Source organism: Cloacibacterium sp. (assembly GCF_047601505.1).
Lineage (GTDB): Bacteria > Bacteroidota > Bacteroidia > Flavobacteriales > Weeksellaceae > Cloacibacterium.
This window is the reverse complement of record NZ_JASGJD010000001.1, coordinates 421,492-443,857: the sequence shown is the minus strand read 5'-3', so window position 1 is coordinate 443,857 and position 22,366 is coordinate 421,492. Positions and strand designations below refer to the sequence as shown.

Genomic DNA, 22,366 nt, shown 5'->3' with positions numbered 1-22,366 from the left:
CGTCTTGTCCGAAGGATCCGAGATGAAAAACTTAGCGTAACAACTTTTCAATAGTTATCTAGTTTCCAACAATATTCTGATTATTTTTATCAAGAGATTAGTATATAAAAATAAATCCTAACAAAAGTTAGGATTTATCAGTATTATATTTTTCGAAATCAAAATTAACATCAAGTAAATCTTTAGGATTAACTTTTAAGGCAACTGACAACTTTAATAATGTCTTTATAGTTAAATTTATTTTACCTAACTCATACTTGTTAATATCACTAGAATCTATACCTGTTAAGAATTCAATATCATCCAATGTCTGTTTATTCTTATCTCTTATTTGAAAAATTCTTTTACCAATCTCAATCAGAAAATCTTCCGTAATATTCATTTTTTATGATTTAAGGCTAAAGTGCAGACTTTTCTAAAATTTCCTTTGGGGATATATCCCTAAATTGAAAATTATTTATTATATTTGCTAAATAAGTTACAATAGATGTAACTTTGCGATACTTCAACGAAATATTAGAAGCTATTGCTTAGAGTCTCGACTTGAAAACTGGTAATTTTTAACACACGAGAGTATAAGCAGAAGGCTCACGACCTAGGCGTGGCCTCTCTTATCTGTGTGTATGGTATACCAGTACCTCAAGTCGGATATTGTAGAGTCCCACGCCGTTTTCTTTTTATGCTGCCCGCAAATTCTACATTTTTCTAAGCTGCTTTTCAAAATATAGTATCAAATAGACGGATACAATGGCAGCGCACCATTGCGGCTTTCGGGCTTACACGGGAAAAATACATTCAACATTCATATCAAATTTTATTATTGACCTTTAGGAAAGGGAGATGTAATATCATGTCTCCCAACCTAAGGTGAGAAGTTAAAAAAAAAGCCCTTTCTGCAAAAGTTTGGCGACCGCACAGAAAGAGCAAAGACCGTAATTAACTTTAATTAAAAACGTATTCAAAAATATGAAAAATATTTTTTGCAGGGGATTTATGTCCCTAGCCTTTACCCTTGTGGCAGCTGCTACCAGCTTTGCCCAGACCAAACCCCTAAAAATAGGAGAAAATCTCCCCGAAAATGTCTGGACAACTCCTTTGCAATTGGTGAACCATCCCCAGAAAACCATCACCCTGAATCAAGACAAAGACAAATTGATTTTATTAGACTTTTGGGCGACTTGGTGCAGCAGTTGTTTGCTCAACTTTCCTAAAATGGAAGAACTCCAAAATCAATTTGGCGATAAAATAAAAATACTAGCCGTAACCGACCAAAGTCGTGTAGTGCTAGAAAAGTTCTTTGCCACTACCAACGGGAAACGTTACGATAAAACCATTTCGGTAGCAGATGACAAAATGTTTCATCAGCTCTTTCCACACAAAGGAGTTCCTTATATCGTGTGGATAAAAGACGGAAAACTACTCAATACTACAGATTCGGACCAGGTAACCTCAACTGCGATTTCTGAAATTATCGAAAACAAACAATCTTCATTACAGACAGTTGTCCAAATCGATAAAACCCGACCACTGATGCTTTCTGAAAACTATGATTTTGAAAAGAATACCGAACTGCAATCTTACATATTTTTTTCTAAAGGCAGAATAAGGGCTTTAGATTATGGGACTTGGTTTCATAGAGATAAAGGCAAAACCTATGGCAGACAATTCACAAATAAATCTCTAATGGAAATCTATAGTGCAATAGGCTATGAACTTTTTGAGCAGAAAGGAGATGTTTTGAGTGTAAAACGTTTTATAAATATGGTTAAAAACCCGAGTGACATAGATTTCAATACCAACATCGCCAACAAAGAAACCGATGCCAAATTGCATAGTCTTGATTTTATTGTTCCCAAAGCTCAATCTGATTCTTTGTACAGCAAAATGCTCAGTTTTATTAATGAAAACACGCCTTATACCGTAAGTTTAGAAAAGAGAGTTACCCCCTGTCTTGTCTTGAAACGCACTTCAGGAAAAGATAAAATTGCAACAAAAGGAGGAATCTTGATTGATGGTTTTCTCAAAACACCTTCAGTAATGCAAAATGCTACTTTGGCTTATATGATTTCAGCCCTCAATGCCAATAACAATACTACTTCTCTTCCCATCATTGATGAAACGGGATATAAAGGAAAAGTGAATTTACGCTTTTCCAACGTGAAAGACCTTAAAACACTACAAAAAGAATTAGCTCAATATGACCTCGCACTAGAGCAAACAGAACGTATTCTTCTTATGCTGTTGATAAAAGATAAGTAAAAAGTACGAAGTGAGAAGTGAGAAGTAAAAAGTTGGCTTCGTGAACTTCGTTCGCAGACCTTCGGTCTGTGCTCAGCCACCATTTCGTGACCTTATGTCTGTGCTCAGCTATCTTAAAATTAAAAAATTAAAAATTAAAATCTAAATATTTGCTATGAAAAAACTCTATTTACCTGTATTGCTGTGTTGTGCAGTTCCTTTGATGGCACAACAAAGCCTTTCGGGATATGTAATAACAGAAGGAAATTCCATTCCCCTAAAAGGAGCTATAGTCACCATTCAACCTTCAAAAACGGTTGTCTTGACCGATGAAAAAGGCTTCTTTAATTTCCAAACGAAAGAAAAATATGTAACGCTTAGTGTTTCTTATAAAGACTATGACACCAAGATTGTTGAAGTGACTTTACCCCTGAAAAGTCCTTTGAATATAGTAATGTCTTCAAAAGTAAAAGAAATACAAGAAATTGTACTCTCTAATGGCTACCAAAAAATTCCGAAAGAAAGAGCCACAGGTTCTTTCTCCTCAGCAGATGACAAACTTTTGCAGCAGCAAGTAACTACCAACATCATGGACAGGCTTACCGCCATTATGAGTGGATTAACGTATAGCACAGGATTGAGTGATAGCGGACAGCTGATGGTAAGAGGACTGAGCACTTTGCAAGGTCCTAAAAATCCTTTGATTATTTTGGATAATTTCCCTTATGAAGGAGATCTAAGCCGCATCAATCCCAATATGGTAGAAAGTATTACCGTACTGAAAGATGCTGCCGCATCCAGCATTTGGGGAGCAAGAGCCGCCAATGGAGTAATAGTGATTACCACCAAAAACTCAAAATTCAATCAGCCCTTTTCATTAGAATTTACCGCAAATACCACCCTAAGTTCAAAACCCGACCTAGGTTATAGCCGACAAATGAGAAGCACAGATTTTATAGATGTAGAAATGGAGCTTTTTAAGAAAGGATATTATGACAGTGATATCAATTCGCCCAATCATCCAGTGCTTACCCCAGTAGTAGATTTATTGAATAAAGAAAAGCAAGGAGCTATCTCTCATGATGATGCCATGAGGCAGATAGACCGTCTGCGTACTATAGATGTGCGAGACCAATACAAGAAATATATGTACCGCCCATTAGAAAATAAGCAATATGCACTCAATTTATCGGGAGGTTCGCCTCAACTCGCATGGACTTCGTTTATTGGGTATGATGATAATATCGGAAACCTTGAAGAAAAATACCAAAGACTAAATACCCGATTTCAAACTACTTGGAGTCCATTTGAAAAGCTAACCATAACCACAGGAGTTTTCTTTACCAATACCCATTCTAAAAGTGGACGTAGTGCATACAATTCTGTAACCATGAAAGGGAACTGGAAAATTCCTTATCTGGAATTTGCAGATGAACAAGGCAATCCTTTGGTAGTAAATTCAAATTTTAACCAGAATTATAAAAATAGCCTGCAAGGGAGTGGACTTTTAGATTGGAATTATTATCCGCTTACCGATTGGCAACACAATGTATCTAAGAATGACACCAATGAAATCATCATCAATACTGGGATTAATTACAAACTGTTTAAAGGATTGGAAGCAGATGTAAAATATCAGTATCAAAGACTTAACGGACAGAGTTCTACCTTGTATGACGAAGAAAGCTATAATGGCAGGAATCTAATCAACAGCTTTGCACAGCGAAATCAAGATGGAAGCATCAAATTCATTATTCCCAAAGGAGGCATTCTGACCAAAGGAAATACCCAAACCTCTATAAACAACCTAAGAGGACAGCTCAATTACAATAAAGTCTTTGGGAGACACAGTATCTCTGCGTTAGCAGGAGGAGAAATAAGAAAAACAGTAACAGAATATGAGAATAACCGCTATTATGGTTATAATTCTTATGATAGGTCGGTAGGTGCTGTAGATTATACCCACCAATATCCCAATTTCGTGACTGGTGAAAATAGCTTTATCGATAAAAATATTTCGATGCGAAAAACCCAGCTTAATTTCTTATCCTTTTTTGCCAATGCTGCCTATACCTTTGATAAGAAGTATGTAGTTTCTGGGAGCATGAGAAGGGATGCCAGTAATCTTTTCGGACTTACCACCAATGACCAATGGAATCCTTTTTGGTCAACAGGTCTGGCGTGGAATCTTTCTAATGAAAAATTCTATCACATAAGATGGCTTCCTAATATTAAGCTGAGAGGTTCTTATGGCTTCAATGGGAATATAGACCCTTCGATGGTTGCAGTAACTACCATTGCGTATGACCCCGAAGTTTCTGTATATACAGGAGAACCCGTGGCTAGAATAGACCAGTATTTTAATCCCCAATTGCGATGGGAAATGATGAGGATGATTAATGTAGGCATTGATTTTGCTACGAAGAACAACCGTATTTCAGGCTCTGTTGAATTTTACAATAAAAAAGGAAGCAACCTGTTTGGGCAGGCACCTATCGACTATACTACCGGAGTTACCACCATGCTCTGGAATGTGGCTGGGATGAAAGGCAACGGAATAGATGTGGTGCTGAATACGAAGAATATTGACAAAGCTTTCAAATGGAACAGCATTGTTAATTTCAGTACCTATAAAGATAAAGTAACCGATTATTATCTCCCAACTACTTTTGCCAGTGATTTTGTTGCTCAATCAGGTAATACCGCCCCAATATCAGGAATTATCGGGTTACCTGTTTATTCCGTTTTTGCCTATAAATGGGCAGGACTTGACCCCGAAACAGGAGCTCCGAGAGGTTACCTGAATGGAGAGATCAGCAAAAATTATTCAGAAATCACCTCTTCAGATAGAGGAATAGAAGATTTAGAATACTTTGGTTCAGCCATCCCAACCAGCTTTGGTTCATTTATCAATTCATTTAGCTATAAGCAAATGAACTTAGATGTAGGCGTCACCTATAAATTTGGGTATTGGTTTAGAAGAAGTTCCATTAATTATACCAACCTTATCAGCAGTAGAGACGGGCATAGCGATTATGAAAACAGATGGCAGAAGCCAGGGGATGAACTTATGACCAATGTCCCTTCTAATCCTTATACCACTAACTCAGCAAGAGATGCATTCTACAATGGTTCATCCGTATTGGTGGAAAAAGGAGACCATATTCGCTTGCAATATATCAATGTAGGCTATCAATTGAATAATACCCAACTGAAAGGTATTGGTATGAAAAGCTTGCACCTATACTGCTCTGTAAGCAATCTTGGAATCCTCTGGAAAGCCAATAAAGCGGGAATAGACCCCGATTATAACTGGGGAACTTATTCCTTAAAACCTGTCACTACGTATTCACTAGGGCTTCGCGCTCAATTTTAAAATATACCTTGAATTATGAATAATAAAATAATACTATTAGTTGGACTCGCATTTTTGTTTTTAAATGTGGGATGTTCAGATTTTTTGGATGAAAAATCAGATACAAAGTTGGTAGTTCCGGAAACGCTACAGGATAACCAAGCTCTATTAGACCGAATTGCCAATGTATTGGGAAGCAATAGCATCAGTGGGCAAATCTCATCGGACGAAATTTATATTACCGACAGCGATTATAACGGTATAAGCTACGAAGCAGATAAACGCCTCTATATTTGGCAGCCTAATTTAGTAGCAAGAGCCACAGGTAACGATTGGGGAAGTTGCTATTTTAGAATCAATATTTGCAATACTGTTCTCAACAATCTTGAACAATATGAAATTAACAATGCGGAGAATGTAAAAGGTCAGGCTTTGGCCATTAGAGCTTCTATCTATCTGGAAGCCGCACAAATTTGGTGCGTAGCATTCAACAAAGATACCGCTAATACCGATTTAGGATTACCCCTTCGTTTGAATCCTGATGTTAACCAAAAGTCTGTAAGAGCAACTCTAGAACAAACCTACAACCAAATACTAGAAGATTTACATACCGCAGTTTCCCTTTTACCCGAAAAGCAGATAGCGGTAACCAGAGCTTCAAAAGCCACAGCTTTAGGACTATTGGCTAGAACGTATTTGTATATGGGAGATTATTCTAATGCTTTGAAGTATGCCAATGAAGCATTAGGAATTAATGGACAACTGTTGGATTTTAATACGCTGGCTGTTACAAGTTCTTATCCGATAAAAGAAATGAATATAGAAGTGCTATTGCCTACTACAATTGCTTATTCTCCAATTTTGTCGAGTAATATGGCAAAAATTCCACCCACTTTATATCAGTCTTATGACAATAATGATCTGAGGAAAACTGCATTCTTCAGGAGCAACACCAGTGGACAAATATTGTTTAAAGGAAACTATTCGGGTACATCACAGCGTTCATCCGTACTGGCTAAAGATGAGTTGTATTTAATTGCAGCAGAAAGTTATGCCCAACTCAATGATATCAACAATGCGATGTTGAAATTGAATGAGCTTTTAGTGAAGAGATGGAAAGCAGGAACTTTCGTTCCTTTTTCAGCAAGTACAAAAGAAGAAGCTTTACAAATCATCAAAGAGGAAAGACGAAAAGAACTTTTATTCAGAGGGCTTCGATGGGCAGACATTAAACGCTATAACCGTGATGGTGATGCCATTACCCTCACAAGAACGATTGGCGGAGAAGCTTATACCTTGCCTCCCAATGACCCAAGATATGCCATTGCCATTCCTGAAGATATTATCAAACAAACAGGGATGTCTCAGAATCCAAGATAAAAATTAAAAAAATAGGGTGGAATAAAAATTCCACCCTTACATTTTCAAAGCAAATGAAGCTTATGGTTCTAACTTTCCACTGAAGCTACAGGTGATATGTTGAGGCTTGTTCTTCTTTTTCCAAACCTCCTTTTCTGCCGATTTCCTGAAAGTGTTTTTTTCTCTTTTCACCATCCTCTTTCTTTTCATTTTCTTCGACGGCTTTCTTGACAAATTCGTCTAAAAAGTCTTTTCCATATTGGTGTGCATTTAGTTTTTAATTGAATTTCAGTTCGTTTTTAAAAAGGTTTTTCAAGACATTTCTGACGATAGGAAGAAATCAAAAATCCCAATTTTGCAATTAGCGGCTACGCTTATTGTAAACTTTGGGTACTTTTTGCACTAACCGACTACCGAGTTTTTCTTCTATCTGTTTAAAATTTACCCACCATTCATTTATTTCTTTAAATCTGAATAAATGAGTAATAGCCTCTTTCTATTGCATTCTATAATGATATTTAGGATTAATATGATGAGCAAAGTAATCAAAACAAACTTTATGACAGAATTCACAAACAATTAATTTTGCAGGAGTTAAAAAAAATGATACATTTGAATAACTATATTTTTTAACCATAAAACGCAAAACAACATTATAAATTAATGTAATAATTAAACATGAGGAGACCTAAAGTAACATCCGTTACTTTGTAATTCTCAAGTTACCTATATAAACAATATCTATGAAGAAACTCTACATGAGCCTACTCGGTTTGGTAGGAATCCTTGCATGTGCCCAAGAAGTAGAAGTACGTTGGCAAAAAGACATCAAGTCAGCATCGCAGGATTTTCTAAGCCAGCTCACTACTACAATAGACGGACAACACCTTCTATCTGGTAGTACCATTCAAACTCCAAAATCAACCTCCAGCAACGGTCAGTCATCAACCAATGTTCAAAACAATGGCTATGATTATCATATTGTAAAGCTGAACCAACAAGGACAAATTGTTTGGGATAAATACTTCGGAGGCAATAACCACGACTTTTTAACAGCAACAACTTCCACCCAAGAAGGAGGTTTTTTATTGGCAGGCACGAGCTATTCTACATCAGGCTTACAGAAAAAAGGTAAACAAAAAGGAGGTTCTGATATTTGGGTCATTAAAGTAAATGAAAGCGGAGAAGAAGAATGGCAAAAGACATTGGGAACTACTGTAGATGAAGAAGCCAAATCTGTAATTCAAACTAATGATTTAGGGTATTTTATCGCAGGAAATGTACAGATTAAACAAACTCAAAATTCAGAAGGATTTGGTTCAAAAGATGTATGGTTAATTAAACTCGATAAAACAGGGAAAGTTGTAAATCAACTCTATTTAGGTGGAAAAGGTTTAGATGAAGTAGAGAAGATTATTCCAACGAAAGATGGCGGAGCGTTGGTAGGAATTTATTCCAGAAGCACTTCAATTGAAAATGGAGAGTTGAAAATTGAAAATAAGACAAGTCCAGATGAAGAACTAAAAGAAGAAACTAATCACACCAATAACCAATCATCAACTAATAACCAACAACTAACAGCCAAAGAATCAAATTCCTCGAATCAAATTCCTACTACGTATCAACCTAAAACCACAGAAAACTATGGAGAAGGAGATTTTTGGGTCGTAAAGCTAAGCAAAGAAGGAAAAATAGAATGGCAAAAGAACTACGGAGGCAGTAGTGATGACCATATCAGAACTTTAGCCAATACAGACACAGGTTATATTATAGCAGGGGAAAGCAGAAGTGGAAATTCAGGGAACAAAAAATCCAACATCAAAGAAGGAACAGATTTATGGGTAATCTCCTTAGATGAGAATGGCAATGAATTATGGCAGAAAGGATACAACTTTAAAAACAGAGATGTATTGATGAGTTTAAATACAATAAATGGAAAACAAGAAGGCGGAAGCTGGAAAACCAAAGGCTTTTTGTTAGGTGGTTACACTCAGGCAGAAGGCAAGGTTCAGAAAGAGGACGAAACATTTTGGATGCTGTACATTGATAATAAAGGCGAAGAAGTTTGGAGAAAACATATTGAAGGCAAAGAGAAGAAACAGGAAGAGCGATTGGTAGATGCCAAGCTTAACAATGATGGCACATACATATTAGCAGGGACAAGTGCAGAAGAATTAGGCAAAGAAAACTGGAAAGTAGTAAAGCTGGGTGACAAACAACTGGAAAAGCTTATAGAAAAACAGGACATGAGAATCTACCCGAATCCTGTTGAGGATTATTGCTATGTGGAAATAGGCATGGACTTTCCTTCGTCAAGCACAGGTTGGGAAGCCACGATAAGCATATACGATATGACCGGCAAGTTAGCCTATCAGACGAAAACGAAGAACAGCGTTACCAAACTCAACACCGCAAAACTACCACAAGGCATGTACATAGTAACCGCTACCACAGAAACAAAATCTATAACCAATAAAATTGTGAAGAAATGATGAGAAAGATATTCCTTTTATTATATGCTTTTCCTTTATTATTTAATGCTCAAAGCTCTACCGTTTCGGAATTCAAACCTCCAAAGATTACTCCTTCGAGTCCTGATGTTTCTGCACTATTGAAATATTCTGATATCCCTGTAACAGATTATAATGGAACAGCAAATTTTTCAATTAACTTATGGAATTTGAAAGAGGGTGATTTAAATCTACCAATAAGTATTAGCTATTATAGCAATGGATTGAAAGTTGATGAAGAATCATCTTCTATTGGTTTGGGATGGTCACTTTTAGCAGGTGGAGTAATCAATGAATTTCACGATCTAGATCATCAAAATGCCTCTGTCAAAATTATACCCCATGGTACAAATCCTAACGTGAGTCCCGATGACGAATCCTATTATGAAACTAATCAGATAGAAAACAGATTTGAATCAGGCTGTAGTTATCCTGATTTAAGTGGTACTCCTATTACTATTGCGGATAATCAAACACTAAAATTTAATGGATATAAACACACTTATTACATTTATAATTTTGCAGGATATACTGGTAAAATCATAAAAGATACAGAAGGTAATTTCATTTCTACAAATAAAAGTAATATTAAGTTTGAAAGTACAGAAAATGGTTTTAAAGTAACCTCCAGTGATGGAACAGTTTACTTATTTCAGGACATAGGGAATACTTCAACTGTAAGAAATACATCTTCCATGCCCTGTCAGCCAATAAGTAATTCTATCACTGAAACACAGAATGCTTACTATTTAACTAAAATAATCACTAAAACAGGTCAAAAAATAAACTTTGTTTATGAAACCAATTTTATAAAAACGCTACCACAAATATCAGAATGGTATACAACGTTTAATCAACTTACAAGTGCACCACACCGTGTCAACGCAATAACAAGTGATATAAAGGAGAAGATATTAAAAGAGATAAACACAGACCATATAAAAATTAAATTTTATAATTCAGCAAGAGAAGATATTTTGAACGGAAAAAAAATAAATAAAATTGAAATTTATAGCGTTACCAACCTTTCAAAACCTATAAAGACAATAGATTTATCTTTTGATTACTTTCAAGGGGATTCCTCTTTTGGAGATTTTATTACCCAGCCAAGATTTGGCTGTAGTTTTATAAATGACAATACCACATTGGATACACGTTCAAAAAGGCTAAAATTAAAATCAATAATTTTTAAGGATTCTGAATTGCAAAGTGTCGAAAATTATACTTTTAACTATACCACAAATTCTTTGCCCTATAAAACTTCGCGAGCACGAGATATGTGGGGATATTTCAATGGTGTCAATAATCTTTCGCTAATTCCAGATGTGAATAAGCTTGGATATTATGATTACTCCATTCCTCAGTATTTTTTTGGAAATCCCGTTCCTGTAACAGGTTCTCATGATAGAAAATCAAATGAAGATTACATGAAATGGGGAATGTTAAAGTCCATTAGTCAGCCGACAAAAGGCATTTCCTTGATAGAATACGAGATGAATGAATTTACGAATTATGGTACAACAACAGCAATTACTGATAAAGAAATATCAGTTCAGGATTTGGCAGCAGGTAAATCCCAAAAAACATTTGAAATGGCTGTGGACGGATATGTAACAATTAATGCTCAAATCAGTTGTTCTTCTCCGGGGAAAAAATGTACAGACATAAATGACACTTGTCCAAGCTATATTCATCAGGGTGAAGCTAATATAAACTATGATAACAGGTTATATGCAATTATTGAAAAGAAAAACAGTAATGGAGTTTGGGTATTAGCAGATGATGCGTATGACAGATTTAATAGTCAAATGCAAAATAACACGTCTTGCGCTATTCAAAAGCAGCTATTTCTTTCAAAAGGAGAGTATAGAATTACTGCAAATTATCCAGATAATAGAACAGGAATACTAGGTGGACCTTGGGCTTTTTTGAGTGTAATTTATAAATATTATAGCTCAACAAGTTCGAATAGTAGTAAAGGAGCAGGTTTAAGGATTAAGAGCATCAAGGATTATGATACTAATAATAAAATATCGAAAGAAAAGAATTACACATATAATGGTGGCAAATTAATGAATAAGCCTATTTTCACTTATTTATTTAATGATGGGAGTAGAGCTTCACAATTCTCTGCTTCAAGAACTGATGAATCATATTTAAATTGCAAAAATTTTGGTGTTGTAGAAGTACTTCCAATCGCAGAATATAGAACTATCTATTCTAATCCTATTATTGGATTAAGTAATAATGCATTAGGCAGCTATGTAGGATATGATGAAGTTGTTGTATCTAATGATTTAGCAAATGAAGCAGGAAGGGAAATTAACAGATATTACAATGATTATCCCGGAATTTTTTATACTTCAGCGATTACAGGAATAACTCCTACGGATAAACTAAAAAATGGTTTGTTAAAAGAAAAAATTTGGCAAAAGGCAATAGGAACTGATTCATACATTGATCTTAAAAATGAAAAAAATGATTTTAAGGTAAATGATTTAAAAGTTTATTGGGATTTTATTCCAGATAATAAACCTAAAATAGTTATCCCTTATGATCAGCCTACAAATTCTGAAAGAGGCTTTTTAGATACTTTTATGAATTTTATTCCAATCCAGGTAGCAAAAACATTTTTAAAAGAAAAAACGGTAAAAGAATACTTTTATAATAACAGTAATGTTCTGACAGGTACAATTGAAAATCAAATCAAATATGAATATAATTCTAAACATCAGTTAATAAATGAAAAAATAGAGAGCAATGATGGAAAGGTTATTGAAAATAAAACATATTTTCCTGAAGATTTAAAAAATAGTTCTCGATCATCTGAGATGGAAAGTCTTATTACACTCAATCAAATTGACTTTCCTGTTCAGCAAGAAAAATATGTAGACAATATAAAAATATTCAATAAAGAAACTAAGTATATAAATGATGAAACAACAGGAAACAATTTACTTCCAAAAGAAATTTATGATTGGGGGATAAATTCTAGTGTTAATGAAAATAGAAAACTTACATTTGATAAGTATGATACTGATGGAAATGTTTTACAATATAGCTTTAATCAGGGAAGTCCTGTAACAATTATCTGGGGGTACAATAACTCAATGCCAATTGCAAAAATAGAAGGAGCTACTTATGCTGATATTCCTCAGAATCTTATCAATGACATTGTTACTGCTTCTAACAATGATATTGATACCAGTTCAGAAGACGCCTTTGAAAGTGTTCTTGATTCTTTTAGAATTAGCCTTCCAAATTACTTAATTACTACATATGTTTACGATCCGCAAATAGGGCTTAAAAATATTACTGATCCTAACGGGATCAAAACATTTTACAAATATGATTTTTCCGGCAGACTGAAAGGAGTACTAGATACAAATCAAAATCTAGTTAAAGAGTATGCTTATAATTACTCTGATAAAATCGTTCCTAATACAATTTATTTTAATGAAGAACAATCTCGTGTTTTTTTTAAAAATGATTGCACAACAGGAAATATTGGAGGCTCATATGTTTATACTATTCAGCCCGGAAAATACATTTCATTTACAAGCGTTTCAGATGCGAATCAATTAGCTCAAAATGATCTCAATTCTAATGGACAAAATATTGCAAATGATAAAGGACATTGTTTAAGTTCCTGCCCATTTACTTTATCACCCTCTATTATTACATCCTCTTTAACAACATCTGCTGGAAAGGATAATAATAATCATGTTACACTTTATATTGAACTTTCAGCAACTAATACTATATATTGGAATCAAACAGTAGTGTTAGGTATGATAGGTAGTGACTGTATTTCTTCTAAAAACCAAATAATAAAGTATAATGAGAAAAATAGTAACAGATCATGGACTTTTATAATTACTCCTGTCGGAACCATTGTAGCCCAATTAAATAGTGGAACATTATCTTACCCTATTGTACTAAATATTGAATACAACAAATAAATTCCGTTTAACTATTACTGAATATTTTATTATGAAATTATACCATATATTCAACGGCATCATAGTGTTATTATTGGGTACAGGATTTTCACACGGACAGCTTACATCTTCTGAAAATTATATTTACTCCAAAACACATTTGTCAAAACAAGATGATAATCCTCAGAAATCGTTAGAAACGGTTCAATATTTTGATGGATTAAACAGACCCAAGCAGATAATTAACATTAAAGCTTCTCCTGCCCAAAAAGATGTTGTTACCCATATAGAATATGACAAATTTGGAAGACAGATTAAGGATTACCTCTCAGTTCCTCAGACAGGATCCCAAACTGGGAATATTTATTCAAATCCTCTATCTAATGCTACCAATGTCTATGGAGCAGAGAAAATTTATGCTGAAAAAATTCTAGAAAGTTCTCCCTTAGACAGAGTTATTGGGCAGAAACAGGTTGGCAATGATTGGAATAGTAAACCAATATTTTTTAGTTTTGATGCGAATACAGCAAGTGATACAGTAAAGAAATATGTAACAACAACTTCATGGGTTAGTGGAGCAACTAGTTCAACAATAGTCCAAAATGGAAGTTATTTACCTAACCAACTGTATAAAAATACCGTAACAGATGAAGATGGCAATACATCTATAGAGTTTAAAAACGTACAAGGGCAAACTATTCTGGTAAGAAAAGTGCTCAGTTCTACGGAAAATGCTGACACTTACTATATTTATAATGAATATAATCAGTTGGCATTTGTAATTCCTCCATTAGCTTCGGTTTCTTCTTCCATTCCTTTGGATGAACTTTGTTATCAATATAAATATGATGGCAAAAACCGTTTGGTAGAGAAGAAGCTTCCTGGTAAAGGCTGGGAGTATATGGTATATGATAAGCAAGACCGTTTGGTGCTTACTCAGGATGCAATGCTGAGAGGCACTACTAACAACTTTGCAAAGAAAGGCTGGCTTTTTACTAAATATGATAAGTTTGGCAGAATAGTTTATACTGGATTCTTTTCCAATACAGCTAGTAGAGAAACTATGCAGACATCACTAAACTCCATGGCTGCCAATCCTGGTAATAATGAAACAAGAAGCGGTACAGGATTTACCCAGAATGGACTAACAGTTTACTATACCAAGACAGCTTTCCCAACTGGAAGCATGACCATATTGAGTGTAAATTATTATGATCAATATCCTTCAGATTTAGTGACTGTCCCAACCGATATACAGGGAGAAACTATTTTAACCTCCCAAACTACAGAATTGCTAAATACCCTATCATTGCCTTTGGCGAAATTTATAAAGAACATAGACGCCGATAGCTGGACAAAGAGCTATACGTTTTATGATTTAAAGGCAAGAGCCATCGGAACGCACAGTTATAATTATTTAGGAGGCTACACCAAAACGGAAAGTAAGTTAGACTTTTCAGGTGTACCTACAGAAACTTATACCTATCACAAACGTCTATATACCGATACCGAAATCGTAATCAAAGAAAGATTTGAGTATGATAATCAGAATAGATTGGTAAAACATTGGCATAATATAAACAATGCAGCCAATGATGAGTTGCTTACCTTTAATGAATACAATGAATTAGGGCAACTAAAGAATAAGAAAGTTGGAGGAACTGCTACCACATCACTGCAAACGGTAGATTACAGATACAACGTAAGAGGTTGGATGACTCAAATCAATGATCCTTCAAACTTAGGTACAGATTTGTTTGGGTATAAAGTTAAATATAATGACCCAGCTAACGCTACTGTAGCACCAGCCAAATACAATGGTAACATATCTGAAATAGATTGGATAACAAATACAGACAATAGCCTAAGAAGATATGGATACATCTATGACAATCTGAATAGATTAAATGTTGCAACCTATCAAAAACCAGATGCAAGTGTACCCGAAACCCATTCTTATGATGAGAGTATTTACTACGATTTAAATGGCAACATCCTAACCTTACAAAGAAATGGAACTACAGATGGTGTAGCAGGAACCCAAATAGATGATTTAGAATACTACTACACAGGCAACCAATTAAGTCAAGTAATTGATGGGTCCTCCAACTATGATGGTTATCCTGATACATCCGGAAATACCATTACGTATGATGTCAACGGAAATATGACATCATTACTGGATAAAGAAATAAAGACCATATCCTATAATTTTCTAAATCTACCAAATAAAATAACTTTTACGGGAGTAATAGGAAGAACCACTACAAATATTAATACCGTAAATAATTATAGAGCAGATGGTGTTAAAATAAAAAAAGCACACGAATTTCCTAATCTTTCTGGAAGTATCGTTACAAAAACCACAGATTATCTAGATGGTTTCCAATACGAAACAGTAAATACAGGAGCGACTGAATTACAATTTGTACCTACCGTAGAAGGTTATTATGATTTTACAAAAAATTTGTATATTTACAACTACTTAGACCATTTAGGGAATGTAAGATTGAGCTATGCAGACAGCAATAAAAATGGTATTATAGACCCAAGCACAGAGATCATTGAAGAAAATAACTACTATCCGTTTGGATTAAAGCATGAAGGATATAATAATTTAGCAGGAAATCCTGCCTACAAATACAAGTACAACGGCAAGGAACTTCAAGAAACGGGAATGTACGACTATGGTGCTAGATTTTATATGCCGGATATTGGACGATGGGGAGTTCAAGATAAGAAAAGCGAAGCTTACTATAATTATTCACAATATCAATATGTATTAAATAATCCTGTTGTTAATATTGATATAAAGGGAGAATGGACAGTAACGATTCATTATAACATGACTTACAATGCTTTATCAAAAGCAGGAATTGGAAAAAAACAAGCCGATTTGATTTCTCATTACGCTTCTGTTTATGCAGACAATCCAGGATTTTATGTTCTTTTGAATAATGCTGTTCATAATAATAAAATGCGTTATAGGAATGATATAGATTATTCATATACTAAAGAAAGTCAAGTAACAGATTATTATGGGAAAGGAACGAATCATAATATTTGGCACTCTATGCGATCCGAATGGGAAAAGGATAATGGTTTTTCTGCTTCGGATGCTGTATTAAGAGGTATGCATTTTGGATGGGGAAAAATTTTTGAATCTGCTAAATCAGGAAAAAAATTAGATGGATTAGAAAAGAATAGTAAAGAAATACAATCTTTTGGACAAGGTATCCATGCACTACAAGATGCTTATGCTCATAATGGTGTAACTATGGATGATCACAGTGCTAAAAACGATAGATTTGGTGATACAACTGAAGCACAGAATATTACTAAAAGTGCAGTTAGCGTATACAATCTTATGACTGAAAATTGGAGTGCTATAAATAGTTCGGGATTATATGTAAATAGTAGTGGTATGGATAAAAATCAATGGACGCAGGTTCTTGTACAAATTCAAAAATATTTAAATCAAGAAAAAGAAAGCAAAAAATGAAAAATTTATTATTAGTGATTTATAAAATGTTAAGGATAGTACTCATTAGTTTTTCATCGTTAGTTTTATTTTTATTTTTGTTTTCAAAAATATCGGGAACAAAAGGAATTAGTATAAAAGATTTATCCATGATGTATATCCCTTTTCTTATAGTGCTTATTGCAACTATTATAATTAAATTGATATCAAATAAAATTAGTAAATAACCCGCTCTACTAAACCCCGCTCTGCGAAGTCTCCCGACTTCGTAGGAGATAAATAAAGCAAAACGCTAACTGTAAAAAGGTTAGCGTTTTTTTGTTATAAAAGATTAGATGTTTTTAATTTTATCTTCCCCGCTTTTAGCGTGTAAAATCGCTCCTTCTAATGGCTCTAAATTTTAATCTACGTTTTCTAAATCTCATAAGATGTAGTATTAATGGGTGTTACAGTAATAAGAAATTTCTCAAACCAGGGGTACGAATTTTCGTACCCCTGGTTTTTGTTATCCAAATATAGAAATATTATCTTATTTTTTGCTTAGAAAAAAAACAATAGTAAGATTTAGCAAAATAATTCCCATAAAATTATAGTTTTTGGCATTAATTCTTCCCAAAACCTTGCATTATGGGCATACTTTCCCACAAGAATAAGTTTTGTGGTTGGCAATACGTTCTTTGTTTAGATTTTCAAAAAAGACTTTGGTATTTTTTAGTTCCGGCTTAGTAAAGATTTCATCAGGCGTATAAATTTGGTGGATATAATGTGGTTTTTCTTGGTTGTATTCGTTTATAGAAGACCACAAACAAACTTCCAATTCCTCAAAATTCAAGGTTTTCCCATTCAGATAAGATTGTTTTAAAATTCGGTTGTTTCCCTCTATCAAACTATTAGAAAATACCACGTCTTTCAAGGCAATTTTCTTGTGTATGCCAACTTTGCAATTTTGTATAAACTCGTGGATATTAATGTTGTTGTTTTCAGAACCACCATCTACAATTAAATCCACGCTTTTATTTAAATCAAGATTTTCTTTTTCAATAAACTGTTCTGTAATTGCTCTTTTCAGACTTTGCATTCTTGTTTTTCCCGATAGCTCTTTACTCACGTTCCAAGCCAATATTTTTCGGGAAAAGTTATCCATTAAAGTGTAAATATACACCCAAGCCCCATCCGAAGTTTTAAATCGGGTAACATCCATATGCCAAATTTCATTAGGTTTAGTTGCTCTTACCGATATTTTTTTACGTTTTTTATAAAACTTTTTTCTTTTAGCATTTAAACCCAACAATTTTGCATATCTGTACCAAGACTGCATAGACATAGATATTTTTCCGTCTTTAACTGCCTTTCCCCAAACAGAACCACTACTCCAATGCAGATAGTTTTTGTCTTTTAAAAGTTGTTTCATTATTATAATCTCCTGCATACTGATTTGTCGGCTCACTCTTTTGTAGCACAACCAAATTAAAGATTCTTTGCACTCATATTTTTTCATTTTCTGCCATTCTCTGTATTGGGAAGCTTTTATTTTCAGAAGCTTCAAAACAAAATTCTGTTGTCCCGTTACCGCTACAATATCCTCAATAAAAGGAACTAACTTTCTGTAATGAGTTTTAATGAGTTGTTTCCATTTATGCTCGCCCATCAGACCGAGTAACATAAAATACAACTTCAGAAAAGAAATGTAAATTTTCCGTAATTCTTTAGTTCTATGATCGGCAATCAATTTAAGTTCTTCCAAACTACAAGCACTTAAAGATTCATATTCAGAACCTTTAAAATGTTCTACAGACAATGTTTTCCAATATTGTTTACTCGTTTTGGTATGCTTTCCAAAAATGCTGAAGGAAAAATCTGCTGTTCTATTCCAAGAGAATAGCATAGCTTTACGTTGGTGTGGTAGGAGGTGTAGGTTTTAGGCATTTGCTTTTTTTGAATTTCAGATATTATTCAAAATTACATCCGGACTTCCTCTAACGGCGAATACAAGCAGGGAATTAACAAAACTCTTAAACAAAAATATTTTTTAAAATATGGAAAAAAATAAATTTTTACAGCTTGCAAGCCATAAGCTTCCTGCGTAAAAAAGTTACAGGTAAATATTTTACCTACGTAAAAATGATACAGCCTAATTCCAAACCTGTGTAAAAAAGATACAGGTAAACCATTAACCTGCGCAAAATAGTTACAAGCTGTTTGAAAACCTGCGTAAAAATGACACAGGAAAGCCAAAAACATGAGCAAAAAAGTTGCAGGTTAAAAAAATGCCCTTTTCATATTTTTTGTTTTCAAAGCAATAAATTACAAAATTTATTCATAATCAATGTTTTACGAAATTATTTCAGAGCTCTCAAATATTTCTATTTAATTATCACAAAGTAACGGCAAGATGTGTCTTTGTATATACAAACTTTTCAAGTTTTATTTCCAAAGACTCTCTTGCTTTTTTTTCAAAAAGGGGAAAAAACTGCGGAACTTGTTTTTCATTTCTTAACAAATCGGATTTAATTTTTCAGACTATTCCAATTTATTCTTTTCTAATCTTTATCAATTTCTGCTTGATCCAGATTGTTTTTATTTAACCTAAGTCCATTTGTTACTATTGTTTTCAAGGTTTTGATGTTCCAACTTTACAGGTATAATCTTAAAAAAAATTACAAATGGAAGCCATTATTTTATCCAAAGAACAATACACTGATTTGATATCACGTTTAGACGAAATAGTAAACCGCCTTAACACCAAAAACGAACCTAAGAAAGATACTTTCGTGGACAATCAGGAATTTCTATTACTGATGAAAATTTCCAAACGCACTGCTCAAACGTGGCGTGATGAGGGGCGAATTTCTTTTTCACAAGTCGGCAATAAAATTTACTACAAACTTTCAGATGTTGAAAAATTTCTTCAGAAGAATTACAATCCGGCTTTCTCAAAGAAATAATCTGGCTTTCTCTCTTTTACTTGGTAAAATAGTTGGGAAATATATTCAATTTTAAAAACTTCAAATAGCAGGATGAGCATTTTTATTGAAATTTGCTTGTCCTGCTTTCCTTTTTAGTAGGTGTAATATGAAAGTAATAAGATAAATGCTTCCTTTAGCAATAGGCGTAGCCCTTTTGCTGCGGACACTTTCCATATCTCCTTAAAGATGAATCCCACTGCGGAAAAATACTTTTTGCCAGCATCATCAACCATCCAAAATAAGGAAAAATGCGTTTGGTTTTTTTCAGTGTTATCTTTACAGATTTTTTAAAAAAAAGTAACATGGATATTAAAATGTGGATAAAGCCGAAGCTTTTACCGTCGCTGTTTTATCCACATTTTAACATCAGCGACATCAGCGACAACAGCGACAACAAAACCACCAGAACCACAAAAAAAAATCAATAAGAAAAAAAATATATCTTTGTAAAGGAAAATAGTCCGCTGGTCAGAGCGGACTATCCATAATTAAAATTACCAAAGTGATGGCGCTACTATTGTTCACGCTGTCACTTTTTTACTTTTCGGTATTCTTGGAAACGATAATAAAGCTTATCATCGCTAAAATGACCAGAAAAAGCATCCCCAGAAATAGAATGGATTCATTCATACCGCAAATATAATATCACTAATTAGTAAAAACACTTTTGCTAAAATATTCTAAGAATATAATTATCCTACTTACTTTTTTAATCGGGGGTATTTAGAGTGGAAAAAACGGTCAAATTGACCATGTTATTTCGGAGTAAATTGACCATCAGTTTCGGTTTAAACTGACCACCCCATTTCGGAGCAAATTGACCACCTCAATTAGAGGAGAAAAATTGCAACAAAAACTGCCCATTTTTTCATGACGTTAGAAGCTTAAATTCGATAAAAAAATCGAATTATGGCAAACACCCTAACAGACATGAGTAAAATAAGAAAAGTCCTTAAATTGTACAGCAAAGGGAACAGTAAGTTGTTTATAAGCACCTATTTATCCCTATCTAGAAACACCGTAAAGAAGTATATCTCAATATTTGAAGCTTCAGGAAAAACAAAAGAAGAAATTTTATCAAAGAGCGATTCGGAGTTAGAATTGCTTTTTTCTGGAGGCAAAGAAGATGTCGTAAGCCCCAAACTACAGGAGTTGTATGATTATTTTCCAAAAATGGAAAGAGAACTGAAGAAAGTAGGCATTACCATTCATCATCTATGGGAAGCGTACATTGCGCAGCATTCCGATGGTTTCAAGAGCTCACAGTTCCGTCATCATTACCGAATATGGAGCAACAGGGTAAATCCCGTGATGCACATGCACCACAAATGCGGGGACAAGATGTACGTAGATTACGCAGGAAAACCCCTTTATATCATTGACAAAACGAATGGAGAATTACGAGAAGTACAATTTTTTGTAGCCCTATTAGGTGGAAGCCAATACACGTATGCGGAAGCCACGTTGAGCCAACAAAAGGAAGATTTTGTACATTCAGTAGAACGAGCAATGCGTTATTTTCAGGGCGTTCCCGCTGCAATAGTTCCCGATAATTTAAAATCTGCAGTGGTTAAAAGCAATCGTTTTGAGCCTACTTTGAATGAAACTTTATCAGATTTAGCCGAACACTATGAAACCACGATTTTACCAACCAGAGCCTATAAACCACGAGACAAATCCTTGGTAGAAGGAGCCGTGAAGATTTTGTATCGAAGAATTTATGCCAACATAAAAGACCAACAGTTTTTCAATTTAGAAGAACTCAACCAAGAAATCTGGGATTTATTAGACGCTCATAACAACCGAAAACTCACCGCTCGTCCTTATTCTCGCAGGGAACTGTTTTTGGAAGACGAACAGCCTACCTTACGACCGCTTCCTACTACTTTTTTTGAAATCAAATACCAATCCTTTGCCACGGTAATGCAGAACGGACACGTTCATTTAAGCCGTGATAAGAACTATTACAGTGTTCCATATCCCTATATCAAGAAAAAGGTGAAACTATTGTACACCAGTTCTACGGTAGAAATTTATTACAAATACAACAGAATAGCCCTCCACAAGCGCAATTACAAGCCTTATGTATATACCACCACTTCGGAACATTTGGCAAGCACGCACCGTTTTGTAGCAGAATGGAGTGCAGAACGCTTCATGGATTGGGCGAAAAGCATTGACACAGCAGTTGGGGAATACATTCTGCATATCATCGAGAGTAGAAACCACCCAGAACAAGCTTACAAAAGCTGCTTAGGGATTTTGAATTTAGAAAAAAAAGTAGGAAAAGCACGCCTCATCAAAGCTTGCAAACGAGGTTTGGAGTATGAAATTTACAGTTACAAATCCATACAGAAAATTTTAGAAAACAATTTAGATCACATGGATTATGACACAGAAGACCAAAGCCAGCAAGAACTTCCCGAACATAGCAATATTCGTGGAAAGCAGTATTACAACTAGAAGTTAGAAGTTAGAAGCTAGAAGTTTAGCAAAAATTATCAATTATCAATCAT

General features: G+C 34.4%; 10 protein-coding genes. 8 read left to right on the top strand and 2 right to left on the bottom strand.

Annotation, left to right across the window (positions count from 1 at the left end; genetic code table 11):
- Positions 1–127 precede the first annotated feature (127 nt).
- Complete coding sequence (locus tag QM746_RS01995) at positions 128–382, bottom strand: helix-turn-helix domain-containing protein (RefSeq protein ID WP_414982680.1); 255 nt, start codon at positions 380–382, stop codon at positions 128–130.
- Between the two features lie 584 nt (positions 383–966).
- On the opposite strand from QM746_RS01995, the gene QM746_RS01990 reads away from it, so the two are divergent.
- The 6 genes from QM746_RS01990 to QM746_RS01965 all read left to right on the top strand — a co-directional run bounded on the left by QM746_RS01990 (position 967) and on the right by QM746_RS01965 (position 16,905).
- Positions 967–2,259, top strand: coding sequence for a TlpA family protein disulfide reductase (locus QM746_RS01990; RefSeq protein ID WP_414982679.1), 1,293 nt, complete (start codon positions 967–969; stop codon positions 2,257–2,259).
- A 154-nt stretch (positions 2,260–2,413) separates the two neighbouring features.
- On the top strand, positions 2,414–5,614 hold the full coding sequence (locus tag QM746_RS01985; RefSeq protein ID WP_414982678.1) for a SusC/RagA family TonB-linked outer membrane protein: 3,201 nt from the start codon (positions 2,414–2,416) through the stop codon (positions 5,612–5,614).
- A 15-nt stretch (positions 5,615–5,629) separates the two neighbouring features.
- Entirely contained in the window at positions 5,630–6,973 is a 1,344-nt protein-coding gene (locus QM746_RS01980; protein ID WP_414982677.1) for a RagB/SusD family nutrient uptake outer membrane protein, read from the top strand.
- A gap of 722 nt (positions 6,974–7,695) precedes the next feature.
- Entirely contained in the window at positions 7,696–9,444 is a 1,749-nt protein-coding gene (locus QM746_RS01975; protein ID WP_414982676.1) for a T9SS type A sorting domain-containing protein, read from the top strand.
- Complete coding sequence (locus QM746_RS01970; RefSeq protein ID WP_414982675.1) at positions 9,441–13,424, top strand: DUF5977 domain-containing protein; 3,984 nt, start codon at positions 9,441–9,443, stop codon at positions 13,422–13,424. The genes QM746_RS01975 and QM746_RS01970 overlap by 4 nt, the downstream gene beginning before the upstream one ends.
- A 31-nt stretch (positions 13,425–13,455) precedes the next feature.
- On the top strand, positions 13,456–16,905 hold the full coding sequence (locus tag QM746_RS01965; protein WP_414982674.1) for a DUF6443 domain-containing protein: 3,450 nt from the start codon (positions 13,456–13,458) through the stop codon (positions 16,903–16,905).
- Between the two features lie 604 nt (positions 16,906–17,509).
- On the opposite strand, the gene QM746_RS01960 is transcribed toward QM746_RS01965, so the two are convergent.
- Positions 17,510–18,769, bottom strand: a complete 1,260-nt coding sequence (locus QM746_RS01960; RefSeq protein ID WP_414982673.1) for a DDE-type integrase/transposase/recombinase — start codon at positions 18,767–18,769, stop codon at positions 17,510–17,512.
- Positions 18,770–19,547: 778 nt separating this feature from the next.
- Here QM746_RS01960 and QM746_RS01955 point away from each other — a divergent pair.
- Positions 19,548–19,829, top strand: coding sequence for a helix-turn-helix domain-containing protein (locus QM746_RS01955; protein WP_414982672.1), 282 nt, complete (start codon positions 19,548–19,550; stop codon positions 19,827–19,829).
- Between the two features lie 930 nt (positions 19,830–20,759).
- Positions 20,760–22,313, top strand: a complete 1,554-nt coding sequence (gene istA / locus QM746_RS01950; RefSeq protein WP_414982671.1) for an IS21 family transposase — start codon at positions 20,760–20,762, stop codon at positions 22,311–22,313.
- The last annotated feature ends 53 nt before the right edge of the window (positions 22,314–22,366 follow it).

Bases quoted from the DNA above. Each gene is read 5' to 3' on its own strand.
- QM746_RS01965 (WP_414982674.1), top strand. From the start codon at position 13,456: ATGAAATTATACCATATATTCAACGGCATCATAGTGTTATTATTGGGT.
- QM746_RS01980 (WP_414982677.1), top strand. From the start codon at position 5,630: ATGAATAATAAAATAATACTATTAGTTGGACTCGCATTTTTGTTTTTA.
- QM746_RS01975 (WP_414982676.1), top strand. From the start codon at position 7,696: ATGAAGAAACTCTACATGAGCCTACTCGGTTTGGTAGGAATCCTTGCA.
- QM746_RS01990 (WP_414982679.1), top strand. From the start codon at position 967: ATGAAAAATATTTTTTGCAGGGGATTTATGTCCCTAGCCTTTACCCTT.
- QM746_RS01985 (WP_414982678.1), top strand. From the start codon at position 2,414: ATGAAAAAACTCTATTTACCTGTATTGCTGTGTTGTGCAGTTCCTTTG.
- QM746_RS01995 (WP_414982680.1), bottom strand. From the start codon at position 382: ATGAATATTACGGAAGATTTTCTGATTGAGATTGGTAAAAGAATTTTT.
- QM746_RS01955 (WP_414982672.1), top strand. From the start codon at position 19,548: ATGGAAGCCATTATTTTATCCAAAGAACAATACACTGATTTGATATCA.
- istA (WP_414982671.1), top strand. From the start codon at position 20,760: ATGGCAAACACCCTAACAGACATGAGTAAAATAAGAAAAGTCCTTAAA.
- QM746_RS01960 (WP_414982673.1), bottom strand. From the start codon at position 18,769: ATGCTATTCTCTTGGAATAGAACAGCAGATTTTTCCTTCAGCATTTTT.
- QM746_RS01970 (WP_414982675.1), top strand. From the start codon at position 9,441: ATGATGAGAAAGATATTCCTTTTATTATATGCTTTTCCTTTATTATTT.